Annotated in this window: 22 protein-coding genes; 17 read left to right on the top strand and 5 right to left on the bottom strand. The window is 46.6% G+C overall.

The window, feature by feature from the left end; genetic code table 11:
* Complete coding sequence (locus QTP81_RS06200; RefSeq protein WP_289364429.1) at window positions 1-1,554, top strand: methyl-accepting chemotaxis protein; 1,554 nt, start codon at window positions 1-3, stop codon at window positions 1,552-1,554.
* Here the strand turns inward: QTP81_RS06200 and QTP81_RS06195 are convergent.
* Entirely contained in the window at window positions 1,551-2,759 is a 1,209-nt protein-coding gene (locus tag QTP81_RS06195) for a flagella assembly protein FlgT (RefSeq protein WP_289364428.1), read from the bottom strand. The two genes, QTP81_RS06200 and QTP81_RS06195, sit on opposite strands and share 4 nt — an antisense overlap.
* Before the next feature lie 249 nt (window positions 2,760-3,008).
* Between QTP81_RS06195 and QTP81_RS06190 the strand changes: the two genes are divergently transcribed.
* Window positions 3,009-3,449 (top strand): LPP20 family lipoprotein, encoded by a 441-nt coding sequence (locus QTP81_RS06190; RefSeq protein WP_289364517.1) that lies wholly within the window; start codon window positions 3,009-3,011, stop codon window positions 3,447-3,449.
* A gap of 14 nt (window positions 3,450-3,463) precedes the next feature.
* On the opposite strand, the gene flgN is transcribed toward QTP81_RS06190, so the two are convergent.
* The 3 genes from flgN to flgA form a co-directional block, all read right to left on the bottom strand.
* On the bottom strand, window positions 3,464-3,907 hold the full coding sequence (gene flgN / locus QTP81_RS06185) for a flagellar export chaperone FlgN (RefSeq protein ID WP_289364427.1): 444 nt from the start codon (window positions 3,905-3,907) through the stop codon (window positions 3,464-3,466).
* A 20-nt stretch (window positions 3,908-3,927) separates the two neighbouring features.
* The gene (gene flgM / locus QTP81_RS06180; protein ID WP_289364426.1) at window positions 3,928-4,263 is read right to left on the bottom strand and encodes a flagellar biosynthesis anti-sigma factor FlgM; all 336 of its coding nucleotides are present in this window, start codon (window positions 4,261-4,263) and stop codon (window positions 3,928-3,930) included.
* A gap of 121 nt (window positions 4,264-4,384) precedes the next feature.
* Entirely contained in the window at window positions 4,385-5,125 is a 741-nt protein-coding gene (gene flgA, locus QTP81_RS06175) for a flagellar basal body P-ring formation chaperone FlgA (protein ID WP_289364425.1), read from the bottom strand.
* Window positions 5,126-5,282: 157 nt separating this feature from the next.
* Here flgA and QTP81_RS06170 point away from each other — a divergent pair, with 157 nt between their 5' ends.
* The 13 genes from QTP81_RS06170 to flgL all read left to right on the top strand — a co-directional run bounded on the left by QTP81_RS06170 (window position 5,283) and on the right by flgL (window position 17,932).
* Window positions 5,283-6,206 (top strand): chemotaxis protein CheV, encoded by a 924-nt coding sequence (locus QTP81_RS06170; protein WP_289364424.1) that lies wholly within the window; start codon window positions 5,283-5,285, stop codon window positions 6,204-6,206.
* Between the two features lie 10 nt (window positions 6,207-6,216).
* On the top strand, window positions 6,217-7,053 hold the full coding sequence (locus QTP81_RS06165) for a CheR family methyltransferase (RefSeq protein ID WP_289364423.1): 837 nt from the start codon (window positions 6,217-6,219) through the stop codon (window positions 7,051-7,053).
* Window positions 7,054-7,142: 89 nt separating this feature from the next.
* Entirely contained in the window at window positions 7,143-7,550 is a 408-nt protein-coding gene (gene flgB / locus QTP81_RS06160; RefSeq protein ID WP_289364421.1) for a flagellar basal body rod protein FlgB, read from the top strand.
* Window positions 7,550-7,972: a flagellar basal body rod protein FlgC gene (gene flgC, locus QTP81_RS06155; RefSeq protein WP_289364419.1), complete on the top strand. Its 423-nt coding sequence runs from the start codon at window positions 7,550-7,552 to the stop codon at window positions 7,970-7,972. The genes flgB and flgC overlap by 1 nt, the downstream gene beginning before the upstream one ends.
* A gap of 15 nt (window positions 7,973-7,987) precedes the next feature.
* Window positions 7,988-8,677 carry a flagellar hook assembly protein FlgD gene (locus tag QTP81_RS06150; protein WP_289364418.1) on the top strand — a complete coding sequence of 230 codons (690 nt, stop codon included), beginning with the start codon at window positions 7,988-7,990 and terminating at the stop codon, window positions 8,675-8,677.
* A 12-nt stretch (window positions 8,678-8,689) separates the two neighbouring features.
* Complete coding sequence (gene flgE / locus QTP81_RS06145) at window positions 8,690-10,078, top strand: flagellar hook protein FlgE (protein WP_289364417.1); 1,389 nt, start codon at window positions 8,690-8,692, stop codon at window positions 10,076-10,078.
* A 157-nt stretch (window positions 10,079-10,235) separates the two neighbouring features.
* A complete protein-coding gene (gene flgF, locus QTP81_RS06140; protein ID WP_289364415.1) occupies window positions 10,236-10,979 on the top strand; it encodes a flagellar basal-body rod protein FlgF in 744 nt (247 codons plus the stop codon).
* Window positions 10,980-11,025: 46 nt separating this feature from the next.
* Window positions 11,026-11,814: a flagellar basal-body rod protein FlgG gene (gene flgG, locus QTP81_RS06135; protein ID WP_289364414.1), complete on the top strand. Its 789-nt coding sequence runs from the start codon at window positions 11,026-11,028 to the stop codon at window positions 11,812-11,814.
* Window positions 11,815-11,828: 14 nt separating this feature from the next.
* Window positions 11,829-12,509 carry a flagellar basal body L-ring protein FlgH gene (gene flgH, locus QTP81_RS06130; RefSeq protein WP_289364516.1) on the top strand — a complete coding sequence of 227 codons (681 nt, stop codon included), beginning with the start codon at window positions 11,829-11,831 and terminating at the stop codon, window positions 12,507-12,509.
* The gene (locus QTP81_RS06125) at window positions 12,506-13,627 is read left to right on the top strand and encodes a flagellar basal body P-ring protein FlgI (protein WP_289364413.1); all 1,122 of its coding nucleotides are present in this window, start codon (window positions 12,506-12,508) and stop codon (window positions 13,625-13,627) included. The genes flgH and QTP81_RS06125 overlap by 4 nt, the downstream gene beginning before the upstream one ends.
* A complete protein-coding gene (gene flgJ, locus QTP81_RS06120; RefSeq protein ID WP_289364412.1) occupies window positions 13,627-14,568 on the top strand; it encodes a flagellar assembly peptidoglycan hydrolase FlgJ in 942 nt (313 codons plus the stop codon). Before QTP81_RS06125 ends, flgJ begins: the two co-directional genes overlap by 1 nt.
* A gap of 6 nt (window positions 14,569-14,574) precedes the next feature.
* Complete coding sequence (gene flgK / locus QTP81_RS06115; protein ID WP_289364410.1) at window positions 14,575-16,701, top strand: flagellar hook-associated protein FlgK; 2,127 nt, start codon at window positions 14,575-14,577, stop codon at window positions 16,699-16,701.
* Window positions 16,702-16,708: 7 nt separating this feature from the next.
* Entirely contained in the window at window positions 16,709-17,932 is a 1,224-nt protein-coding gene (gene flgL, locus QTP81_RS06110; RefSeq protein ID WP_289364409.1) for a flagellar hook-associated protein FlgL, read from the top strand.
* Here flgL and QTP81_RS06105 read toward each other — a convergent pair.
* Entirely contained in the window at window positions 17,912-18,895 is a 984-nt protein-coding gene (locus tag QTP81_RS06105) for a hypothetical protein (protein WP_289364408.1), read from the bottom strand. The two genes, flgL and QTP81_RS06105, sit on opposite strands and share 21 nt — an antisense overlap.
* A 240-nt stretch (window positions 18,896-19,135) precedes the next feature.
* On the opposite strand from QTP81_RS06105, the gene QTP81_RS06100 reads away from it, so the two are divergent.
* Together QTP81_RS06100 and QTP81_RS06095 are read left to right on the top strand one after the other, a co-directional pair.
* Complete coding sequence (locus QTP81_RS06100) at window positions 19,136-19,975, top strand: flagellin N-terminal helical domain-containing protein (protein ID WP_289364406.1); 840 nt, start codon at window positions 19,136-19,138, stop codon at window positions 19,973-19,975.
* 483 nt (window positions 19,976-20,458) lie between these two features.
* Window positions 20,459-21,301 carry a flagellin N-terminal helical domain-containing protein gene (locus tag QTP81_RS06095; protein ID WP_289364405.1) on the top strand — a complete coding sequence of 281 codons (843 nt, stop codon included), beginning with the start codon at window positions 20,459-20,461 and terminating at the stop codon, window positions 21,299-21,301.
* Window positions 21,302-21,454 lie beyond the last annotated feature (153 nt).

Here is a 21,454-nt window from a genome sequence, read left to right as displayed (position 1 = left end):
GTGAAAATAAAAACTAAGCTAGCAATATCTTTGGGTACTTTAGTTACTATCATCCTCGCTGTTGGCAGTTTCGCTGTCACAAGTCTGTCTAGATTGGAATCTCAAAATGTCATTTATTCATCGTTGTTCGAGGCCGACTTGCATCTGTATCAAGCGCGGTTGGCGCAGGCTGATTTTATGCTTACCGAAGACAATCAATTTGCCTCGAAGGTAAGAACTAAAGTGGACAAAGCGACTACACTACTGGCAGAAGCTAAGGGTATGATGGCTGTCGAAGCAAGTATCCAGCAAGTTGAACAGATACAGCAGTCTATCCACGATTTTGCACGAGCATTCGATGCCTTGATTCCAATAACGCAAGGGAATGCAAATGAACAAGCTCGAGAGTCTGTAACTCGGCAAATCTTTGCTGCAGCTAACTCTGCTTCTGACTTGTCTAATGCCTTAATTGTGATTGAGTCGGAAATAGCTGCTCAGGTGCGCGATAGTGTAAGTACTGCGATTATTGTAGCTGTGTTCCTTTCTCTTATTGTAGGTATTGCTATGGCGTGGTGGCTCATCCGGTCGATATTGCCGCCATTAGCCAAATCTGCCGATATCGCCGATGCAATTGCTCAAGGGGATTTTACTTATACGGTGCAAGTTGATGGAGATGATGAATTTAGTGACCTGAATCGCAAGCTGCAGAATTCGATATCAACGCTGCATGGCACTATGGTTAAAATTAAACAGGCGTTAGCTCGATTACATGATATTTCGGTTGAGGTAGAACAAGCGGTTAGTAATTCAACGGCTTCTATGCTCGAACAACAACAGGAAACCGATCAACTAGCGGCTGCACTAGAGCAGGTAGCCGCTTCGACGGTACAAATATCCACAAGTGCAGGGAAAGCTTCTGATCTGAGTTCTGATGCAGACGAGCAAGCGAGCTTAGGTAGCGCAGTGATTAAACGCTCAATTCACGCTATTCAGCAGTTATCAGATTCTATGAGTAGTGCTAGCAACGTGGTCTCTAAACTAGACGAAGATTCGAAAAATATCGCTAATATATTACAAGTTATTCAGGGAATTGCCGAGCAAACTAATCTGTTGGCTTTGAATGCGGCGATTGAGGCCGCTAGGGCTGGTGAGCATGGCAGAGGGTTTGCGGTTGTTGCTGACGAAGTTCGCCAATTGGCGTCGAGAACTCAAGACTCAACATCTGAAATCACACAAATTGTAGAACTCATTCAAAGTGGGGCAAGTAATGTCGTTAGTGTCATTCAAAGTTCGAATGAACAGTCAAACCAGGTGGTCACACTCAACGATGAAGCTTCTAGTGCATACACCAAAATTACTGAGTCGGTGAATAATATTTCGGAGATAAATGCGCAAGTTGCCACTGGCGCAAGCCAACAATCAACGGTGAGTGAAGAAGTCAGTCAAAACGTGAATCGCATTAAAAGTTTAGCCGACCTAAACAGTCAAAACTTGAAGAAGATTAAAGAACAAACTCAATATCAGGCGCAAGAATCACATGATTTAAACAAGCAAATCAGCTTCTTTAAGGTTTAACGTTTCACTACGTAATCATTGGTTTGAATATCAGCCAGCAAAGAACCATCAATAGCGGTCACTGTTGCAGAATCGGCAAACACTTGCTGTACTACAACTACCGTGGGATGGATAACGTGTTGCCGGTACTGTTGGCCAAAAGAGTCAACTAAAAGCTTAGTCTGATATAGGTTCAAGCTGTCCCCGGCTTGCACGTTGTGTTGTTGGCCCAAATTGATTTGCAATTGATTATTCGCTACTTGCAGCACTCTACCAATAGCGCGCTCACATGCGAGTAACTCATTGGTTTCTGACACGATCCCTTCTAATACCCGAGTAATAGCTTGCCCGTATTGCGAGACCCAGAACTCACGGCTATGCACATTAACACTATCAAATTTAGAGTGCGGCCACGGTGCTGTAATACTGTGCGTGCTGTCCGCGACTATTTTCGACGACATACCGTCAAACACACGAGCCCGCACTGTAAACGTACGTTGTGGTGTTGTATCGCGCCAAAATGCTAATGTGCTTTTGGGCCGCTGAACACTCACATCCAATGCCGTTATAGCGAGGACATATTGACTGTCATACTGCTGTGCCAGACTAAATGCCTGTTGTTGAACAACCGGTGATTCCCAATTGTAACGTTCGGGTATAATGGCCGTAAGTTCAGCATGTGGTGCGCTGCGGTCGAATATCTGCGGCAACTGCTCCATAGCCGCTTGGCTAAGTGCAAACATATTGCCGTCTTGTGTCTGCTGGCGGTCAACAAAAGGCATATGGGCAGTGATTATGCTTTTGGTGTAACCAGATGCACTGCATTGAGCCTCTTGAGGGAAAATATCAGCGCGGATAGATACAGTAACGAAGTCGCGGTGATAGACTTCATCAATCATTTCGATACGGTTGACTTCTCCTGTAGAACGCACTTCCAGATTGTCGTTTTGTAGTAGGCCATTGGTCAGCTGTTGGACGCTGGTAACTGAAGCGCCCGCAAATAACAGCGCTTGTTTAATCGCTTCTTGGGTTGCCTGTTGACGAGCTAGTTGCTTGTCGCCGTTGTGAATAACCGCTTGGCCAGTTGCTTGAAACCAAGCGGCATGTACTTGCCCACAGGTGAGCGTGAGGAGGCAAAATACCACCCATAAATTCGCACTCTTGCTTAGTGGGTGTAACAGTACTGATAATAACTCACGTCTAGCGGTGTAATGCTCATTACTCATGAATGCTAGCTCCCGTATATCGCAGGCATGTACAAAGCGTACTCGCCGGTAGTCAAACTATTGACTGCTGTTGTGATCTTTGTGAAAGCTAATTCAAAGCCTATGCCATGTTTATGTAGAGTAAGTTTACAACTTGGCTTAGTTTCTGCTTTGTCACTGGATAAATTAACATCTGTCGGTTTTCGTCGACTAAACACAACCCAGATATGAGGTGTAATCGTGAAACAAGGTCGAAGCTTAATCATCGTTATGTGCCTATCTGTTTTGGCACTGACTGGCTGTACCTCATTGTTTACCCAACATGTTGAGTGGGAAACCATTGAGCCTGAATCATACCCAGTGATCCGTGCGGTTGGCTATGCACCCATTGGCTCTCAGCATGGGGGGAACGAGTCAGAGCAAGTACTGATGGCGATGAAAGCGTCTAAGTTGGAGGCCTATCGCGAACTCGCCGAGCAGGTCTATGGGCAACGCGTAGATGGTGAGCAATCACTGCATAACTTAATGATGCAAAACTCACAGCTTCAGGCTTCAGTTGAAGGTGTAATTCGAGGTGCTAAAGTGATCAAAACCTATCCAGTGGGCGATGACACTTATGCCACAGAAATGGAGCTCGACCTGCAAGATGTGTACGACATTTACTTGGCCACCGCGAAGCCCAAGCGCATTAAGAACGTAAGATACTATTAGTTGTGGCGTGCTTATTAAGCGCTAACACCTTTACCGAGAGAGCCGCCCTGAGGTTTGCCTGAGCGGTCATAGGTCAGTGATTCTCGAGCACGTGTCTCCACGAGTAAATGGCGTAAATGCTCTAGCTTTAATTGACCTTGCTCTACCGCTTTTTCATTCACGGAAGTGCGGAATTTGCACTGCTCAAGTAATTGCTGAGCTTCTTCCAGTTGCGCCTGAACTTCAGCAGGTTGATTAGCAATAACGGATTTAGGATCGTCACCTTCATTGGCGAAAAGCTGATTGATCAATTCGTCCTGTTGCTGAATCGCATCGAGTGTGGTTTGTTTGTCGTTGAGAAGATTCATCAAGCTCTCGGCATCCCGAGAGCTGATCAAATGTAATTCTGATTCAAGTAATTGCTGCAGTGTTTTCAGATTGTGGAGTTGATCGCTTAATGCTTCTGCTATTGTTGCCATAGGGAGAGGTTCCGCAGTTTTTAGTTAGTACCGAAAATCTGTCCTTCTAACTTGGCGATTTTGTCAGCTAGCGCTTCAGGATTTACCTTATATTCCCCATTCTGAATAGCTTTCTTCAAGCGATCAACCTTTTCTTGATTCACTGGCGCTTCAGCACTTTTCTTCTGCACTTGACTCAACTGTTGTGCAGATTGTGTCAAAGACACCGAATCTTGACGCGGTGCTGTTTGCGCGGCTGCTTGTTGTGATGCAGCCTGCTGGGCAGCAGTCCCCTTGTTTTGAGTCTGCTGCTGATTAACTTTTTGATTGTCAACAGGCGTTTTGGGAAGCCCGTTGTTTACATTGTTAATAGCCATAATAAAATTCCACTACCTATAACCCCTCAGTCATGTTATCGGCGTTACGTCTGAATACTTTAACGAAAATATTAAAAAAAATCTCAATTAACCGTGCTGATATTATAAGTTATTGATTTCATTAGATACCAACTACTGCGGTATCTACAGCACGAACCTTAGCTAGGACAATTTTCTCAGATCGGCTGTTCATAACCTGAATTGTATCACCAATATTACCGTCTTGTTGCGCGATACCCTTAGTACTAATACGTAAGCCTTCGGTTTCTGCACTCAAGGTAATCAAATCTCCCTTACAAACAAAACACACCATGTTTGGGGTTATTGGTTGCCCGGGACGCACCCGATATTTAACCCTAGCACCAACCAGATGGTTAATATCAACAAATATCGAGTGTCGCAGTGAGTTGGTTTTAATATCGGCAAAGCGCAGATTTTGTTGAGTGAGAATGGAGTCTGGACTTAACATCTCTGCAGTAACTACGACGCGTTGCAACTGCTCAATTTTTGCATTGACGAACAGGTACCATTGCGTCGCATCACATTCAACTTTAACTGTCGCGTAAGAATTGGTTAACGCATTGTCGGTCAATGAAAACTCATAACCGGTCGGGCATTGTGGAATGCGCACGCGTTTGTCGATTGGAAATACGTCAACGGTCGTGCGTTTGTTTGGATCGGCGGCCAGAGGATCAGCGCTATTCGACACCACTTGGGTGACAAATTGTTGCACTTGCTCTACCAGCATTTCGTGCGGTGTTGCCAATGATGTGGCGTTATCGACTGGCATTTGCGCGTGTGAAAAAGGATTGCTAGCCAAACTAAGACCGCAAAGAAGCATTAACTGTTTGAAATTTTTCATGTTCACTGTCCCGCATTTTGACTATGATTAATAAAGCAGTCTGGAAAACGCGTTTTTCGCGTCAATATTCAGGCACTTTTTAAATCATTTCGGGTTTCTACCGATAATAGTAGTGATGACGCAACGATCGTGCCGGAATTAGTTAAAGGGGTTAGATATGTCGGGAATTCTCGATTCTGTTAATCAAAGAACGCAGCTAGTAGGTCAAAACCGTTTGGAACTGTTATTGTTCCGGCTGAATGGCCGTCAACGCTTCGGTATTAATGTATTTAAAGTCCGTGAAGTGTTGCAATGCCCTCCCTTAACATCCATGCCAAAACTTAATGCATTGGTTCGCGGGGTCGCCCATATCCGTGGGCAAACTATATCAGTGATTGATTTGAGTATGGCGACGGGCGGCAAACGCATCGAAGATATTAAAAGTGCATTTATCATCATTGCTGAATACAATCGCTCAGTACAAGGTTTCTTGGTAGGCTCAGTAGAACGCATCATCAATACTAATTGGGATGCAATTATGCCGCCGCCTCAAGGTACCGGTAGAGCGAGCTATTTAACTGCTGTTACTGAGGTTGAAAACGAGTTAATCGAAATTCTTGACGTAGAAAAAATCTTAAACGAAATTTCGCCGCTCAATACGGATGTCAGTGATGAGGTTGCCAGTGATATTGATGTCGGTGAAAGTGCGGACAAGATCATTTTCATTGCTGATGATTCGTCAGTGGCACGGAACCAGGTGAAAAAAGCATTAACTGCATTGGGTTTACAAATTGAGATGGCAAAGAACGGTCAAGAAGCGCTAGACCGACTCAAAGAAATTGCGGCAGAAACCGGTGATGTGACAGACAAAGTAGGTGTGCTAGTGTCCGATATTGAGATGCCTGAAATGGATGGATACACCCTGACCGCTGAGATCAAGAACACGCCAGAGCTACAAAAGCTCAATGTCGTTTTACACACTTCACTCAGTGGTGTGTTCAACCAAGCGATGGTACAGAAAGTGGGTGCTGATGATTTTATTGCAAAGTTTCATCCTGATGAATTGGCTACTGCCGTTCAGAAATGGCTGAAGCAGCAATAGCAGGAGCTGCTTGTTGAGCACGCGCGAAGTATCAGCGCCTAATTATCAGCGGTTTTGTCAGTTTCTCGAACGAGAAACTGGAATTTTGCTGGGCGACTCAAAACAATACTTGGTCCGCAGTCGCCTGCTTGGCTTGTTGCATGACTACGCGGATTTGTCTTTAGATGGTTTGATTGACAAAGCGATCCAGGGACACGATCGCAAATTGCAGCAGCGTGTGCTCGACTCCATGACCACCAATGAAACCCTTTGGTTTCGGGATACCTATCCTTTCACTCTTTTAACCGAGCAAATTTTACCGGCGATGACGCCTTCAAATCGCAAGCTGCGAATCTGGAGTGCCGCATGCTCAACTGGGCAAGAAGCTTACAGTATTGCCATGACCATTTTGGATTTTCAGGCGAAAAACCCGAGTGCTTTAAAATCGGGCTTTGAGGTTGTAGGGTCGGACATTTCAGAGCATGTGTTACAGGTTGCGAATAAGGGAGAGTATGACAAAATCGCTATCCTGCGCGGTTTACCTGCTTCTTATCAATCAAAGTATTTCAATAAACTGGGCGAAGACTCACTTGTCGTAAAGCCTCATTTAAAACAACATGTTAGCTTTAAAAAGTTAAATTTATTGAGCCCATACACTGGCATGGGAACCTTTGATATTGTGTTTTGCCGCAACGTCTTAATTTACTTCTCTGCAGACAACAAAAAACGAATCCTGCAACAAATTGCCGCTTGCCTCTCGAATGATGGCAGTTTGTTACTCGGCGCTTCAGAGTCCGTTACTACTGTGGCTGACTTATTTCAGATGGTGAAGGCGAGTAAGGGACTGTATTATAAGAAAAAAATTTAAATTCCCGCAGGTAATTTCACCGGTTCCTAAGTCTTTCTAATTAGATTGGCACAAGCTTTGCTCTACCTTTCGCAGGAAAGGAGCGAATTATGGCAATCAACCTCGACCGACTCGTCGGTTTTCATCACAAAGCGGTACAAGTTAGAACTGAGCAGATGGAAGTCATCTCCGGCAACTTGGCCAATGCGAACACGCCGGGCTACAAGGCGCGAGCGATTGATTTTCAGCAGGCAATGTCGTCAGCTCGCCATGACCAAACGCACCGCCTGGCGCGGACTCACGAGAAGCATTTTGACGGCAAAATGGAGCTCCAACAAGCGGAATTGAAATTCCGCGTACCAACGCAACCGGATACCGGCGACGGCAACACCGTTGATGTGCAACAGGAGCGAAATGCATTTCTAGATACAGGTATGCGTTATCAGGCATCAGTCGAGCTGCTCAGCGGTAAGATAAAAGGTATGAAGAAAGCGCTTAGCAGCGGTGGAGGTCAATAATGACGTTATTTCGAGTAATGGACATTGCTTCAACGGGGATGTCGGCAGAAAATGTCCGACTCAATACGACGGCCAGTAATATTGCTAATGCTAACAGTGTTAGCAGTAGTTATGAAGATACCTACAAGGCGCGTCACCCAGTGTTTGCCGCAGAGTTGCAACGCGCCGCACAAGACCAAGGGGCTGGTAAGAAAGTCCAAGTCATGGGCATCGTTGAGAGCAATAAGCCTTTGCAAGTAGAGTATGCACCTGGCAACCCAATGGCGGATGAAAATGGCTATATCTACAAACCCAATGTGAACGTCGTAGAAGAGATGGCCAACATGCTGTCGGCCTCAAAGGGATACGAAACGAATGTCCAAGTGGCTGACACAACCAAGCGTTTGTTCCGCCGCGTCTTGCAAATCGGTCAAGGCCGCTAATAGAGGATTGTAATTGTGACTGATACGATAAGAAATACAGGGCTCAATCAACAGTTGTACTGGCAACCTGAGAAGGTACCTGTGGCCGACGGAACCGAACAGCAGCTTAGCCAAGAAGACTTTTTTGCACTGTTGACTGAGCAGCTATCAAACCAAGATCCAACCAAGCCGGTAGACAATGATCAATTAGTTGCACAGATGACATCGTTTACTACTGCAGACGGTGTACAACAACTGAATGAGCAGTTTGAATCCTTCTCAGCGTCTATGACATCAAATCAAGCACTCCAGGCATCTAGCTTAATTGGTCAGGATGTTCTCATCGCTGACAACAAAGGCTATATGGGAACGGCGGGGGAAGGAATCTCCGGTGTTGTTGTTAACGATCAAACCGCACAAAACATGCAGATCACTATTTCGAATAACTTCGGTGAAGTTGTGAAAGTGATCGACGCAGGCACCCAGGCAGCCGGCAATGTCGAGTTTACTTGGGATGGCACAGACCAGCGCGGCAATCCTATGCCGCCGGGTGAATACACCGTTAGTGCTCAAGGTGAAGTGTTCGGTGAAGGAGTGGCGATCCCAACCGCCATTAATCGTCATGTTGCTAGCGTTAGTCTTGCTGGTAGCAACCAAGGGGTCATTCTTAATCTGGATGGCGATATTAGTATTCGATTAGATGATGTCATTCAGATTGGCAGCTAACAGGAGAGAAGTATGTCTTTTAATATAGCTTTAAGTGGTGTTGCGGCAGCGCAGCGTGACTTAGACGTAACGGCAAACAATATTGCCAACGTAAATACTGTTGGTTTCAAAGAGTCGCGCGCTGAGTTCGGCGACGTATACGCGGCATCGTTATTGTCCGGTGGTCGTACAAAAGTGGGCGATGGTGTATTAACCCAAGAAGTCGCACAACAGTTTTCACAAGGTAGTTTGCAATTTACCAATACTGCATTGGATCTGGCGATTACCGGCAACGGCTTCTTTGCTACAGTACCGGATATTGACTCGCGCGATTTCTCTTTTACCCGTGCTGGTCAATTTAAACTGGATGCCGATAACTTCGTAGTGAATTCTAACGGCGATAACTTACTCGGTTTTCCGGTTAACTCAGACGGTACCTCGGCATCAGTCGCATTGAGTACCACTGTGCCGGTGAGAATCCCCGATTCGTCAGGTTCACCTCAGCCCACATCTGAAGTAGATTTGCGGTTTAACTTGCCAGCTGGTGATGCAGCGAAGGACGTAACGGCGTTTGACCCAACCGATCCATTGACTTACAACGCCGCAACCTCGGTTACTGTCTATGATTCGTTGGGTGATAGTCATGTAATGACTTATTATTTTATTAAAGACCAAGGGGCGGTATCAAATGAATGGTTAATGGTTACTGCCATTGACGATGTTTTGGTCAATCAAAGTGATACTAACGGCGTCGAAGTTCTTCCGGCAGCGGCAGTGAATGTCGCTGGTAACGGTGCCAACGCCGTATCGGCAGCGCGTTTAACCTTTACGCCAGGTGGTGAGTTCTTGGGTATATTTGGTGCCGATAACTTACCGCCTGTATCACCACAAGCGAATAAACTGATTACGGCTGAGCTCGGCGGTACTATTTTGGCAAATGGTTCAGACACAACTCAGCGTATTACTATTGATTTGAACTTTACGGCTGGCGGTCAAACGCCAGAAGAGCCCACGCAGTTTGCTTCCGCGTTTGAAGTGACATCCTTGGAGCAGGACGGTTTGCCTGTTGGCCGATTGACCGGCATTGATATCGGACCTGACGGCCTAGTTCGAGCAACATTCTCAAACGGTACGTCAGAGCCGATCGTACGGGTCGCGTTGGTCCGCTTCTCGAATGAGCAAGGTTTAACTCAGCAAAGTAATACACAATGGAAAGAAAGTATTCTTTCCGGTGAAGCACTAGCTGGTGAAGCTACGACAGGTACATTTGGTGATATCAACTCATCAGCCTTGGAGCAAGCCAATGTGAACTTAACCACTGAGCTGATTGATTTGATTATTGCTCAGCGTAATTTTCAGGCAAACTCTCGAGCACTGGAAGTGAACAACCAGCTTAACCAGACTATTCTAAATATCCGATAGTTTTAAATTTTAAAAGAGGCCTGCAAATCGCAGGTCTTTTTTATGCGTTTGGTTTGATAAAACTATCTCTGTACAGGTTTTTCATATTTAGCGACCACCTTGGCATTGCCTTTGCTACATCAAGATATCAGTAGGGTAATTACGTCAAGAGTTTGGCATGGATAAGTTTCTTTACATCGCCGCCAGCGGCGCAAAACAAGACCTCCTAGGCACTGCCGTTAGGGCGAACAATCTCGCCAATACACAAACGGTGGGATTCAAAGCCCAGTTGGAGCAGGCAAGAGCAATGCCGTCATACGGCGATGGTTTGCCGTCTCGCGTATTTTCAATGACCGAAAGCCCGACCAACAATTATGACGACGGCGCCATGATCCAGACGGAACGTCCATTGGATTTAGCGATTCAAGGCAATGGCTGGTTTGCAGTGCAAGATGCGAATGGCAACGAGGCCTATACCCGTGCCGGAAATATGCGCTTGAGTGCAGAAGGCATTCTCGAGGACGCGCACGGCAATATAGTGATCGGTGATGCTGGTCCTATTTCCTTGCCCATTCCACTCGACAATATCGATATTGCCGGCGATGGCACTATATCGCTACGGCCTTTAGGGGCGCCAGAAACCGTCTTAGAAGAAGTTGGCAGGCTCAAGTTAGTTAATCCCGACTACCAACAAATGCAGCGAGGTACTGACGGATTATTCCGCTTAAAAGATGGCAGCGTAGCTGACCAAGACGACAACGTGGCTATCCGCTCGGGCATGTTAGAAGGATCAAACGTTAACGCCATTGAAGAAATGGTGAGCATGATCACGCTGCAAAGGCATTACGAAATGCAGGTCAAACTGATGAAGAAGGCCGATGAATTGTCGATGCGCGGCAATATGTTAATGAGAATTATCTAACGAATTAAATCGCTCCGTTTGCGGGCGCGAAACTGTGAGGTGACTTATGCATCCAGCATTATGGATCAGTAAAACAGGATTAGATGCGGCACAAACCGATGTGTCGGTCGTATCTAATAATTTAGCCAACGCAAGTACAGTCGGCTTTAAAAAAGACCGCGCTATTTTTGAAGATTTGTTGTATCAAAACATCAACCAGCCCGGTGGCCGCTCTTCTGCCGATACAGAGCTTCCTTCGGGATTAATGTTAGGCGCGGGCTCTAAAGTCGTGGCAACACAAAAATCACATACACAAGGTAACTTGTTAACCACAGAAAACGCGCTGGATATGTCGATTCAAGGTCGCGGGTTCTTCGAGATTTTGCAGCCGGATGGCAGCATTGCATATACCCGCAATGGTCAATTTACGTTAAATGATCAGGGCCAAATAGTAACTCCAGGTGCCGGATTCCTGTTACAACCCGAAATTGCGATTCCTGAAGACGCCCAGCAAATCACTATCTCACAAGATGGTGAAGTTTCAGCGACACTCAGAGGTGAGGCTGAGCCTCAGGTTCTCGGACAAATTAACTTGTCCGATTTTATCAACCCTACTGGATTACAGCCTATTGGTCAGAACCTGTTTGTTGAAACCGCGGTCAGTGGCGCACCTATTCAAGGTATCCCGGGATTAGAAGGCATCGGCACAGTTATTCAAGGTGCATTGGAAACCTCCAATGTGAATGTGACTGAGGAGCTGGTCAACTTGATTGAAAGTCAGCGTTTATACGAAATGAACTCTAAAGTGATTTCGTCAGTTGACCAAATGCTTGGCCAAGTTATTCAGCAACTTTAATTAAGGTGACGATGATGCGAGTTTTCGGTTGTTTGGTGGCAGTGTTCTGGCTAGCAGGCTGTGCGTCTACAGATGATCACAGTATTCAAGCTAATGACCCATTTTACGCGCCAGTAGTGCCTGATATGCCGAAAGAAACCATTGTGGAAAACGGTGGGCTTTTCAATGTGAGTATGGTCAATAGTTTATACTCGGATGTGAAGGCGCGTCGTATCGGCGATATCATAACGGTTAATTTGCGCGAAAATACTAACGCTTCAAAATCAGCCAATACAACAACCTCAAGAGAGACTGCGGTAGACCTGCAGCCGATCATTGGCCTTGGTGGTCAAGCCGTCAATATTGGTAATCAATCGGTGCAGTTAGGTGTCGATTCGTCCAATGAGTTCACCGGTGATGCGCAGGCCAATCAAAGCAATAGCCTGAATGGCAATATTTCTGTGACTGTAATAGAGGTTCTCCCCAACCAAAACTTGGTGATCCGCGGCGAAAAATGGCTGACATTGAACAACGGTAATGAATACATTCGATTGACCGGTATTATTCGTGCAGCTGATATCAGCCCTACCAATGAGATTGACTCGACTAAGATTGCCAATGCGCGGATTCAATACAGTGGCACCGGTACATTCGCGACTGCACAAAAGCAAGGCTGGCTGAGCCGCTTCTTTTCTTCTGATTGGTGGCCATTATGAGTTTACGCAAGCTATTACTGAGTATTGTGTTGCTGAGTTTAAGCGTCAATGGATTTGCTCAGCAACCACAGCGAATTAAAGACTTAGCCAGTATACAAGGGGTACGGAGCAATCAATTGGTTGGTTATGGTCTGGTCGTCGGTTTACCCGGGACGGGTGAACAAAGCCCATTTACTGAACAGAGCTTCAGAACCATGTTAGCTAATTTCGGCATTGCGCTAGATCCGAATGTTAAACCTAAGATCAAAAACGTTGCAGCGGTTGCTGTTCATGCTGAGTTGCCGCCCTTTATTAAACCGGGTCAAACTATCGACGTTACCGTTTCCTCAGTTGGTGAAGCAAGCAGCTTACAGGGCGGCACATTACTGCAAACCATGCTCAAAGGTCTTGACGGCAATGTTTATGCGGTTGCCCAAGGAAGTTTGGTCGTTAGCGGTTTTGGCGCGCAAGGTGGTGATGGGTCGCGTATTATAGTCAACACGCCAACAGTGGGCCGTATCGCCAATGGTGCGTTGGTTGAGCGCGAAGTACCAAGTGGCTTGATGCAAGGTGATTTCTTAACCCTAAACTTACATCAACCCGACTTTTCCACCGCTCAGGCGCTGTCAGATGCGATCAATATGCGCTTGGGTGCATCACCGCAAAACGGTTACAGCATTGCAACCCCTATAGATGCAGCTTCAGTGCGCGTTATGGCACCGCGCGATGTCGGGCAACGTGTTGGCTTTGTAGCAACGATTGAGAACTTTACCTTTGAACCAGCAGAAGCGCCAGCTCGTGTGGTTATTAACAGTCGTACAGGAACCATAGTGATTGGTCGAGAAGTTCGCCTACTGCCTGCCGCAATCACGCACGGTGGTTTAACGGTCACTATTTCTGAGAATCAGCAAGTGTCACAACCCAATGCATTAGCCGAGGGGGAAACTGTAGTAACTACACAGTCGATTATTGATGTCAATCTCGCCGATAGTCGGATGTTTAAGTTTGACCCAGGCGTAACCTTGGACCAATTAGTCCGCGCAGTTAACGAAGTAGGGGCTGCACCAGGGGACTTGATGGCTATTCTTGAGGCATTGCGTCAGGCCGGCGCATTACAAGGTGAATTGGTGGTTATCTAATGGACACCTCCGGCGCAATAAAATCGCAATTAGACCTTGCTCGCAATGTACACGACATGGGCAGTATTAACCGCTTGCGTAGCGCGGCTAACTCGAATGACGAAGGTGCGTTGCAGGAGGCTGCACAGCAGTTTGAGGCGATTTTTGTGAGTATGCTGCTAAAGTCCATGCGGAAAGCCCAAGAAGCATTGGCAGATCAAGACAGTCCGTTTAACTCACAGCAAGTAAAGTTTTATCGCGATATGCACGATCAGCAGTTGGCGACTGACCTTGCCAGTAGTGGCACGCTGGGCCTTGCTGACATCATTGTGCGTCAATTAGGTAACGAAGCGTTGGTGCAACCGCAAAACGGTGCACGCACGGATGGTAATATCGCCGATTATAATCGCGAACGAGCAAATATTGTGCGCCGTGCTGAAGCGGCCATGGTACCGCCACAATCGGCTTACAAAGCCTCGGCATTTGCCAGTCCTGAAGATTTTGTTGAGCAACTCTATCCATTGGCGGCCCAACATGCACAAGCGCTCGGCCTCGACCCCAAAGCCCTGATTGCACAAGCGGCTGTTGAGACGGGGTGGGGACAGCATATGATCCACAAGCCAACCGGTGAAAATGCATTTAACTTGTTTGGTATCAAAGCCGACCAGCGCTGGACGGGTGAAAAAGCGACGGTACCTACTGTTGAATATGAAAATGACGTAGCAACTCAACAAAAAGCCCAATTTAGAGCCTATCCTTCATTTGCGCAGAGCATGCAAGACTACGTTGAGTTTGTGCAACAAAACCCGCGCTATGAAACTGCAGTAGAAAAAGCAGCCGACCCGCGGCAGTATTTCGAGCAGTTACAGCAAAGTGGTTATGCCACTGACCCCAATTACGCGCAGAAAGTGTTGTCTGTGTTGCAAAGCCCAGTATTACGCGATTTTGTCGGTTCGGAGTAGTGAGCGATGATTAGAAATACCGATTTATTCAGTATCGCAACCTCCGGTATTAATGCCAGCAACCGGTTGCTGAATACGACCTCAAACAATATCGCCAACGTCAATACAGAAGGCTATGTGCGCGAGCGCACAGAGTTTAAGTCACAACTGGTTGGCGGTGTCGATATCGGTACGACTGAACGCGTGATCAATCAGTTTGCACAAAACCAATTACGCCGCGATACCACACAATTGGGCGAGTTTCAGGCGTTTAAGCAAAAAACCGATGGCTTGGATAATGTCCTAGCGAATGAAGCCAACAGTATTTCTACCGGCTTGAGTGAGTTTTTTGCGGCGATTCAAACGTCGGCCGACGATCCAACCAATCTAGCGTCTCGTGACCTTGTATTGGGTGACGGTAAAGCGCTGCTGAGGAGAATGCAATCGCTCTCAGACTTTATGCTGGATAAAGAAGAAGAACTGAACCTCGAGTTTGAGTCACAGGTAAACCGTGCTAATTCGCTAATCCAGTCGATCGGTGAGCTGAATGAAGCGATTATCGTGGCGAACGGTAACAATCGCTTCGACCAACCGGGTGCGCTGCTCAACGAACGCGATTTAGCGATCAATGAGCTGGCTAGTTTAATGTCTATCGAAGTGCGCGAGAGTCCCAATCAAAACGGTTCAAAAGTGGTTAACCTGACATCGGGAGAATCATTAGTATTAGAAGATGGTTCATTTAATCTCCTTGAACTTGGCGGTGATGCTGATCCTACATTTAAGCAATTGCAGTTAACTACCAGTTTTACGGGAGCCAAACAAAACACCACATTAAATATTTTTGAAGATCAGCTAGGCGGCAGTATTGGGGGACTATTCCGTTATCGAGACGAAGTACTCAATCCCGCTCAGCGTGACTTGGGTCAACTTGCTTTAGCCTTTACTGACGCGGTTAACACCCAAAATCGCTTGGGTATGGATCTCGATCAACAGTTGGGTGGCGATATTTTTGTTGCGCCTACTTTTCAGGGGCTTACTTATCAAGGCACGGACCCTAATTTATCGATAGTTGGCCAGATCACGCGCGGCGCTGGTAGCACGCTTACAGACGCAGACTATAAAATCACTGTGACTAGCGTGACCGCTACAAACCTTCCCGATGAAGTGACAGTGGAGTTGTTGAACGGCGATGGCTCGCCTAAAGTCGATGAAAATAATGCGCCGATTGTGTTTACGAATATAACCATTAACAGCAGCGGGTTTTCTGAGTTACCCAATGGTTTTGAGATTAACTTTGATTCAGCCGGTGGCTATGGTGTCGGCAATGAGTTCCTCTTACAGCCGACTCGCCGTGCGGCTTCAGATATTGAGATGGCAACTAATCGCGCTGAAGATTTAGCCTTTGCCTTACCTATTCGCGTTGACGCCGACCTGAATAACTTGGGTGGTGCAACTTTAGTATCTACTCGTGTAACCAACACTACTGTGGACGCAGCTTTAGGCGCTGAAGCGTCAGCCTTTGATGGTAGCGGTGGTATTCACGATGCCACTGCAGCTCCAGGCGGCACTGTGGGCGCGCCAGTGCAAATTGATTTCACTTCCGCCACATCATATGAAGTGCGCGATGTCGATGGTAACTTAATTGTTACCGTCACAGGAGTTACTGATTATAACAACCTGCTTGAGCAAGCCTCGAATACTGCCGGTTGGCCGGCGGCATTTAGTGCTCTGGATAACTACCCCGGTTATGACTTTAGTTTGGAAGGTGAAGCGCGCGCAGGGGATAGTTTTACTATTGCCTATAACACCGACGGCTTTAATGATAATCGCAATGCACTTGCGATGGGGGCTTTACAGCGGGCGAGTACCGTGCAACTGAGCAGTAATTCTAGCTCTACACCACGTACTTTTCACGAAGCTTATGCTTCTGTTGTTAGTCGAGTAGGAGAAGATGCAGCCAGTGCCGATGTATCCTTGCAAGCGGCAGAAGCGATGTATGCCGATAGTACCGAGTGGAATCAAGCGGTGTCAGGTGTCAGTTTGGATGAAGAGGCTGCGAACTTGGTGCGTTTCCAGCAGACCTATGCTGCTGCAGCACGGATTTTAAGTGCTGCTCAGGACATGTTTGACACAATTTTGTCAGTGGCGAGGTAAATCGTAGATGCGAATTTCAACTAATCAAATTTTTGACCTCAATATACGCTCTGTTCTCGAAAATCAGCGTGGTTTGAGTGATACCCAGCAACAATTGGCATCGGGGAAACGGATTAATAAACCGTCCGATGATCCTGTTGGCGCCGCCCAAGTCGTTAGATTGACTGAAGAGCTTGATAAGCTCACGCAATATCAGCGCAATAATGATTTATTAGCCAGTTCATTGGAACAGCAAGAGGCAATCTTGCGCAGCATTAATAACTCTGCGAACCGCGCGCGTGTTTTAGTGATTCAATCGGGCGCTGGATATACCACAGATGCCGATCGCAAAGCCATTGGTGCGGAAATCGAACAAATTCGCAACGAAATACTCGACTTAATGAATTCGCAAAACGAACAGGGCGAATACATTTTCGCTGGATTTCAATCTGAGTCACAAGCGTTTGAATTTAATCCGGCCGCGAGTGGCAACAAAATTACGTTTGCCGGTGATGATGGCACTAATCAAGTGCAGCTTTCAGACAGTGTCACGATCCAAAGTTCGACCTCTGGGCGTGTCATTTTTGAAGATGTGTTAGCGCGCCTTAACTTTTCTTTTAGTGGTAGTGCCGGCATTAGTGTCAATCAGGCCGCGATTAATCAACAAGGCACTTTTGATAACTTTCACAAAGACAATTATGACCCCGTAACGCCTGCCAACAATGAGTTTAGATTGACTGTACTTGCAGGCGATCAGATCCAAGTGACTAACGTGGGTACCGGTGCTGTAGTGGATACATTGGACTTTCAAAGTGGTCAAACTCTGAATTACCAAGGGATTGAATTTAACCTAGAAGGTAGTGTTGGCGATTCCGTTGACTTTACGCTCGATGCACCACAGAAAAAGAATATTGCCGAAACGCTTCACGATATGTTTTTAGCTTTGACGACCGATGATGTTGCCGATAGCGACTTTCGCGAGGCAATCAACGATGCGCTAGTGGGTATCGATAACTCATTGGCGTCGATAGGCTTGGAAACATCTTCTTTGGGGGGGCGTTTGAATGTTGCTCAATCAATCGAAGAGACTAATCTCGACCTTGAAATAGCCAATAAAACCGCGCGCAGCGCAATTGAAGATGTCGATTATGCTGAGGCCTCGGCTGAATTTGCCAAGCAGGAAACCGCGCTGAATGCCGCGCTTGCAACCTTCCCGAGGGTGACAAGCTTGTCACTGTTCGATTTCCTTTAGAACGTCGTCGATAGCGTAACAAGCAAGATATATTTCACTGTGATCATCAATATGACTGGAGTAATAACTCACATATAAATATTCAGTCGTTATGCTAATTCCTGGATAACTGTTATCACCGGCGCTGGGTAGAGTGTCGAATACCTCAAGTTGACGATTTTCACTGTTAAATAACCACAAACGCGTATACAGCGTTTTACCTGTCCAACAGCGGCCAGCTACCAAATAAACGCTTGGGCTTAGTCGTTGCCATATTGGGCCGCCAATGTATTCACCTAAATCAAACCATTGCCACCGAGTATAAGGTGGCTTGGCTTCACCATATTGAGCGCTAAAACTATCGGCATCACGCCGGACGATCGCGCGCAGTGTCATGTCATTGGCAAAGTCAATGTCACTTTCGTTCGGGTACCCTAAGCTGTGTTGCTCCTTGCTGAGCACGCCCGCCCGAACTAACGACATTTTGCGACGCGGATCACCTGCATAGAGGTCTAGACGGTCTGCCGCCTTGCGATAGGCCAGGCCATAGGCTGTGTTGGCGTGTTGATTGACATATCGCACGCGCCACAACCACCACAGGTTTATATTCAAATTTGTTGGCGATGACCACGTCTCGCCGGTACTGGTGTGCCACGTTAGATTACGTGTTGAGAGGGTTTTATTACTGCTATTGCGATAGCGTGCGTAAGCCAGTAACAAAAGCCCGCCGTCTGGCGTAAGTGTCAGTTTCGGATCGCGAAGATCGGCCCCTTCTACTGCAATGCGCTGTTGATAAAGACTTGAACCCACTTCACTAAGACATTGCACAATGATGATGCCGTCGCCGCTGACGTGATCAGTGGCTTGTCGATAGCAGCAATACAACTTTCCATTAAAGTGCTGTAAGTCGGTAAACGCACAATGCCGACGTTGATGTGTAATGCGCTTTATCCATTGCGCCGGTGTTTTTACAAGTTTTTTCATCGCTTAAAAAATTAAGTAAAACCAAGGGATTAATTGAGTATAGGCGGCAAAAACTTGCCGATTCTAGGAATTTTTTTGGTTTTTTTATTAAAGGGATCCTCAATCACGTCGATACAGTTCACGAGAGAGCCAGTACATGAACCCATTTTTTACCGGGAACATGTCTACTATTTTTGAACCAAACGTCGGTTTTGGCCGGCTGCCAGCACGCGCTGGACTGAGAGTGTAGGAGTACCCATTATGGCACTTTTCGTTAATACTAACGTTTCAGCGTTGAACGCCCAACGTCAGTTATTCGATTCGTCAAACGCGCTTAATACATCATTTGAGCGTTTATCATCAGGCTTCCGTATCAACCGCGCCGCGGACGATGCAGCAGGTCTACAAATCACCGATCGCCTTACGTCACAAATCCAAGGCTTGAATCAAGCTGTTCGTAACGCTAACGATGCAATCTCACTTGTGCAAACTGCTGAAGGTGCACTAGGCGAGACAACTGTAGCGTTACAGCGTATTCGTCAGCTAGCAGTACAGGCACAAAACGGCATCAACTCTGATGCAGACCGCTTGGCTTTGCAGAAAGAAGTATCGGCACTTAAAACAGAAATTACGCGTATTTCTACCGACACGCAGTTTAACGGCGTTGACGTATTGACAGGCGGTTTCTCAGCATCATTCCTAGTGGGTGCTAACGGTGGTCAAACGATTTCTGTAAACCTATCAGCGGCTAACATAGCTGGTGTTGATGGCTTCAGTTCACAAGGTTTGGCAATCGGTGACTCTACGGTAGCCACTACTGCAGGAGCATCAGCAGTACTGACAGCTGTAGATTCTGCTCTATCTGCAGTTGGCGGAGCACGTGCTGACTTAGGTGCATTGCAAAACCGTTTCCAATCAACGATTCGTAATCTGAGCAATATTTCAGAAAACGTTTCAGGCGCCCGTTCGCGAATTCGTGATACAGACTTCGCCGCGGAAACAGCGCAGTTAACGCGTAACCAGATTATCCAGCAGGCTAGTACTACTGTACTGTCGCAGGCTAATCAGCGTCCTCAGGCTGCACTTCAGCTTCTCGGTTAATAAACCGTAAAACTGTTTCATCTGTTTGGTCGAGACGCCAGGAGGTAGTTTCGGGTTAACCGACAAACAGTTGAGAGCTCGCTCACTCTCTCCTAACGTAGAGCGACTGGCCAGACATTGTCTGGCCATTTTTTTATATTTTTAAGTTGTTGATATATATAGCAATTCCACAAAACTTAATTTTTTTTCTAAAGCTCCCTATTTTCCGCACGATAACTAAATCAAAGGCACTTAGCTCAATCATAAAAATAATAAGAGCAAGGACCTTAAGTTAAATACCACGCGAATAATAACAATAGTGGATTTAGCTAGCGCTTGACCGAAACAATAATAATAGCGGCGAGTGTTGCACTACTGACTATGGCATAAGACCGAAGCAGTAGTAATTCTACTGACTGGATCACGAGAATCCGGCAGTGGCTCCAGACGTCTAATAAAAACAATAAAGTCTGGTATCAAAAAAATCGTTAGGAGATTAGTAACATGAGCTTATTCGTGAGTACGAATGTGTCGTCGTTGAATGCTCAACGACAACTATTCACATCAAACAATCAGTTGAACACCGCTTTTGAGCGTTTGTCATCTGGATTTAGAATCAATAGTGCGAAAGACGATGCTGCTGGTTTGCAGATATCTGATCGTATTACCACACAAATCAAAGGCTTAGACCAAGCTGTTCGAAATGCCAACGACGGTATCTCACTTGCGCAAGTCGCCGAAGGCGCGATGCAAGAAATTACCGTTGCACTGCAACGTATCCGGGTTCTCGCTATTCAAGCGCAAAACGGTATCAATACGTCTTCAGACCGCGTGGCACTGCAAAAAGAAGTGACTGCCTTGAAGTCAGAGATCAGCCGGATCGCATCCACAACGCAATTTGCGGGTGTCAATCTTCTCGATGGTCGCTTCTCTGCAGCTTTCTTGGTGGGTGCAAATGGTGGGCAGTTTATTTCGGTCAACATTTCAGCTAACCAAATTCCAGGCATAAACGGCTTTAGTGCCACTGGCCTTGGACTTGATGCTTCGCAAACGGTTGAAACGGTTCAAGGTGCATCAGCATTATTAACCATCGTCGATGGCGCATTATCCGCCGTGGGTGGTGCGCGCGCCGAGTTAGGTGCGGTGCAAAACCGGTTCCAATCCACTATCCGTAACTTAAGCAATATTTCTGAAAACGCATCTGCTGCACGCTCGCGGATTCGGGATACGGATTTTGCGGTAGAAACCGCTGAGCTAACGCGTTGGCAGATCATTCAGCAGGCCAGTACGACTGTGCTTGCTCAGGCCAATCAGCGCCCGCAGGCTGCGTTAAGTCTTCTTCAGTAAATTATTGATATTATTGAGGATTATCTTATGAATGCGCAGGTTGCAATCAGCGGGGGCAGATGGTGACGCGGTAAGTAAGAAGAAAAACGGTCGGAAAGCAATATGTGGGGGCAGACTGCAACCGACCGGTAAGTAAGCAATTTTTCACGAGAC

Origin of the sequence: Neoalteromonas arenosi (genome assembly GCF_030362855.1) — a bacterium.
GTDB lineage: Bacteria > Pseudomonadota > Gammaproteobacteria > Enterobacterales > Alteromonadaceae > Alteromonas_E > Alteromonas_E arenosi.
Note: the sequence above shows the minus strand (reverse complement) of the source record. Positions and strands in the feature narration are given on the sequence as shown.

Coding starts and splice junctions, on each gene's coding strand:
- flgN (WP_289364427.1), bottom strand. CDS start 3,907: ATGGCAACAATAGCAGAAGCATTAAGCGATCAACTCCACAATCTGAAA.
- flgF (WP_289364415.1), top strand. CDS start 10,236: ATGGATAAGTTTCTTTACATCGCCGCCAGCGGCGCAAAACAAGACCTC.
- flgC (WP_289364419.1), top strand. CDS start 7,550: ATGACGTTATTTCGAGTAATGGACATTGCTTCAACGGGGATGTCGGCA.
- QTP81_RS06095 (WP_289364405.1), top strand. CDS start 20,459: ATGAGCTTATTCGTGAGTACGAATGTGTCGTCGTTGAATGCTCAACGA.
- flgH (WP_289364516.1), top strand. CDS start 11,829: ATGCGAGTTTTCGGTTGTTTGGTGGCAGTGTTCTGGCTAGCAGGCTGT.
- QTP81_RS06170 (WP_289364424.1), top strand. CDS start 5,283: ATGTCGGGAATTCTCGATTCTGTTAATCAAAGAACGCAGCTAGTAGGT.
- QTP81_RS06125 (WP_289364413.1), top strand. CDS start 12,506: ATGAGTTTACGCAAGCTATTACTGAGTATTGTGTTGCTGAGTTTAAGC.
- flgG (WP_289364414.1), top strand. CDS start 11,026: ATGCATCCAGCATTATGGATCAGTAAAACAGGATTAGATGCGGCACAA.
- QTP81_RS06195 (WP_289364428.1), bottom strand. CDS start 2,759: ATGAGTAATGAGCATTACACCGCTAGACGTGAGTTATTATCAGTACTG.
- flgM (WP_289364426.1), bottom strand. CDS start 4,263: ATGGCTATTAACAATGTAAACAACGGGCTTCCCAAAACGCCTGTTGAC.
- flgK (WP_289364410.1), top strand. CDS start 14,575: ATGATTAGAAATACCGATTTATTCAGTATCGCAACCTCCGGTATTAAT.
- flgA (WP_289364425.1), bottom strand. CDS start 5,125: ATGAAAAATTTCAAACAGTTAATGCTTCTTTGCGGTCTTAGTTTGGCT.
- QTP81_RS06190 (WP_289364517.1), top strand. CDS start 3,009: ATGTGCCTATCTGTTTTGGCACTGACTGGCTGTACCTCATTGTTTACC.
- flgJ (WP_289364412.1), top strand. CDS start 13,627: ATGGACACCTCCGGCGCAATAAAATCGCAATTAGACCTTGCTCGCAAT.
- flgL (WP_289364409.1), top strand. CDS start 16,709: ATGCGAATTTCAACTAATCAAATTTTTGACCTCAATATACGCTCTGTT.
- QTP81_RS06100 (WP_289364406.1), top strand. CDS start 19,136: ATGGCACTTTTCGTTAATACTAACGTTTCAGCGTTGAACGCCCAACGT.
- flgB (WP_289364421.1), top strand. CDS start 7,143: ATGGCAATCAACCTCGACCGACTCGTCGGTTTTCATCACAAAGCGGTA.
- flgE (WP_289364417.1), top strand. CDS start 8,690: ATGTCTTTTAATATAGCTTTAAGTGGTGTTGCGGCAGCGCAGCGTGAC.
- QTP81_RS06105 (WP_289364408.1), bottom strand. CDS start 18,895: ATGAAAAAACTTGTAAAAACACCGGCGCAATGGATAAAGCGCATTACA.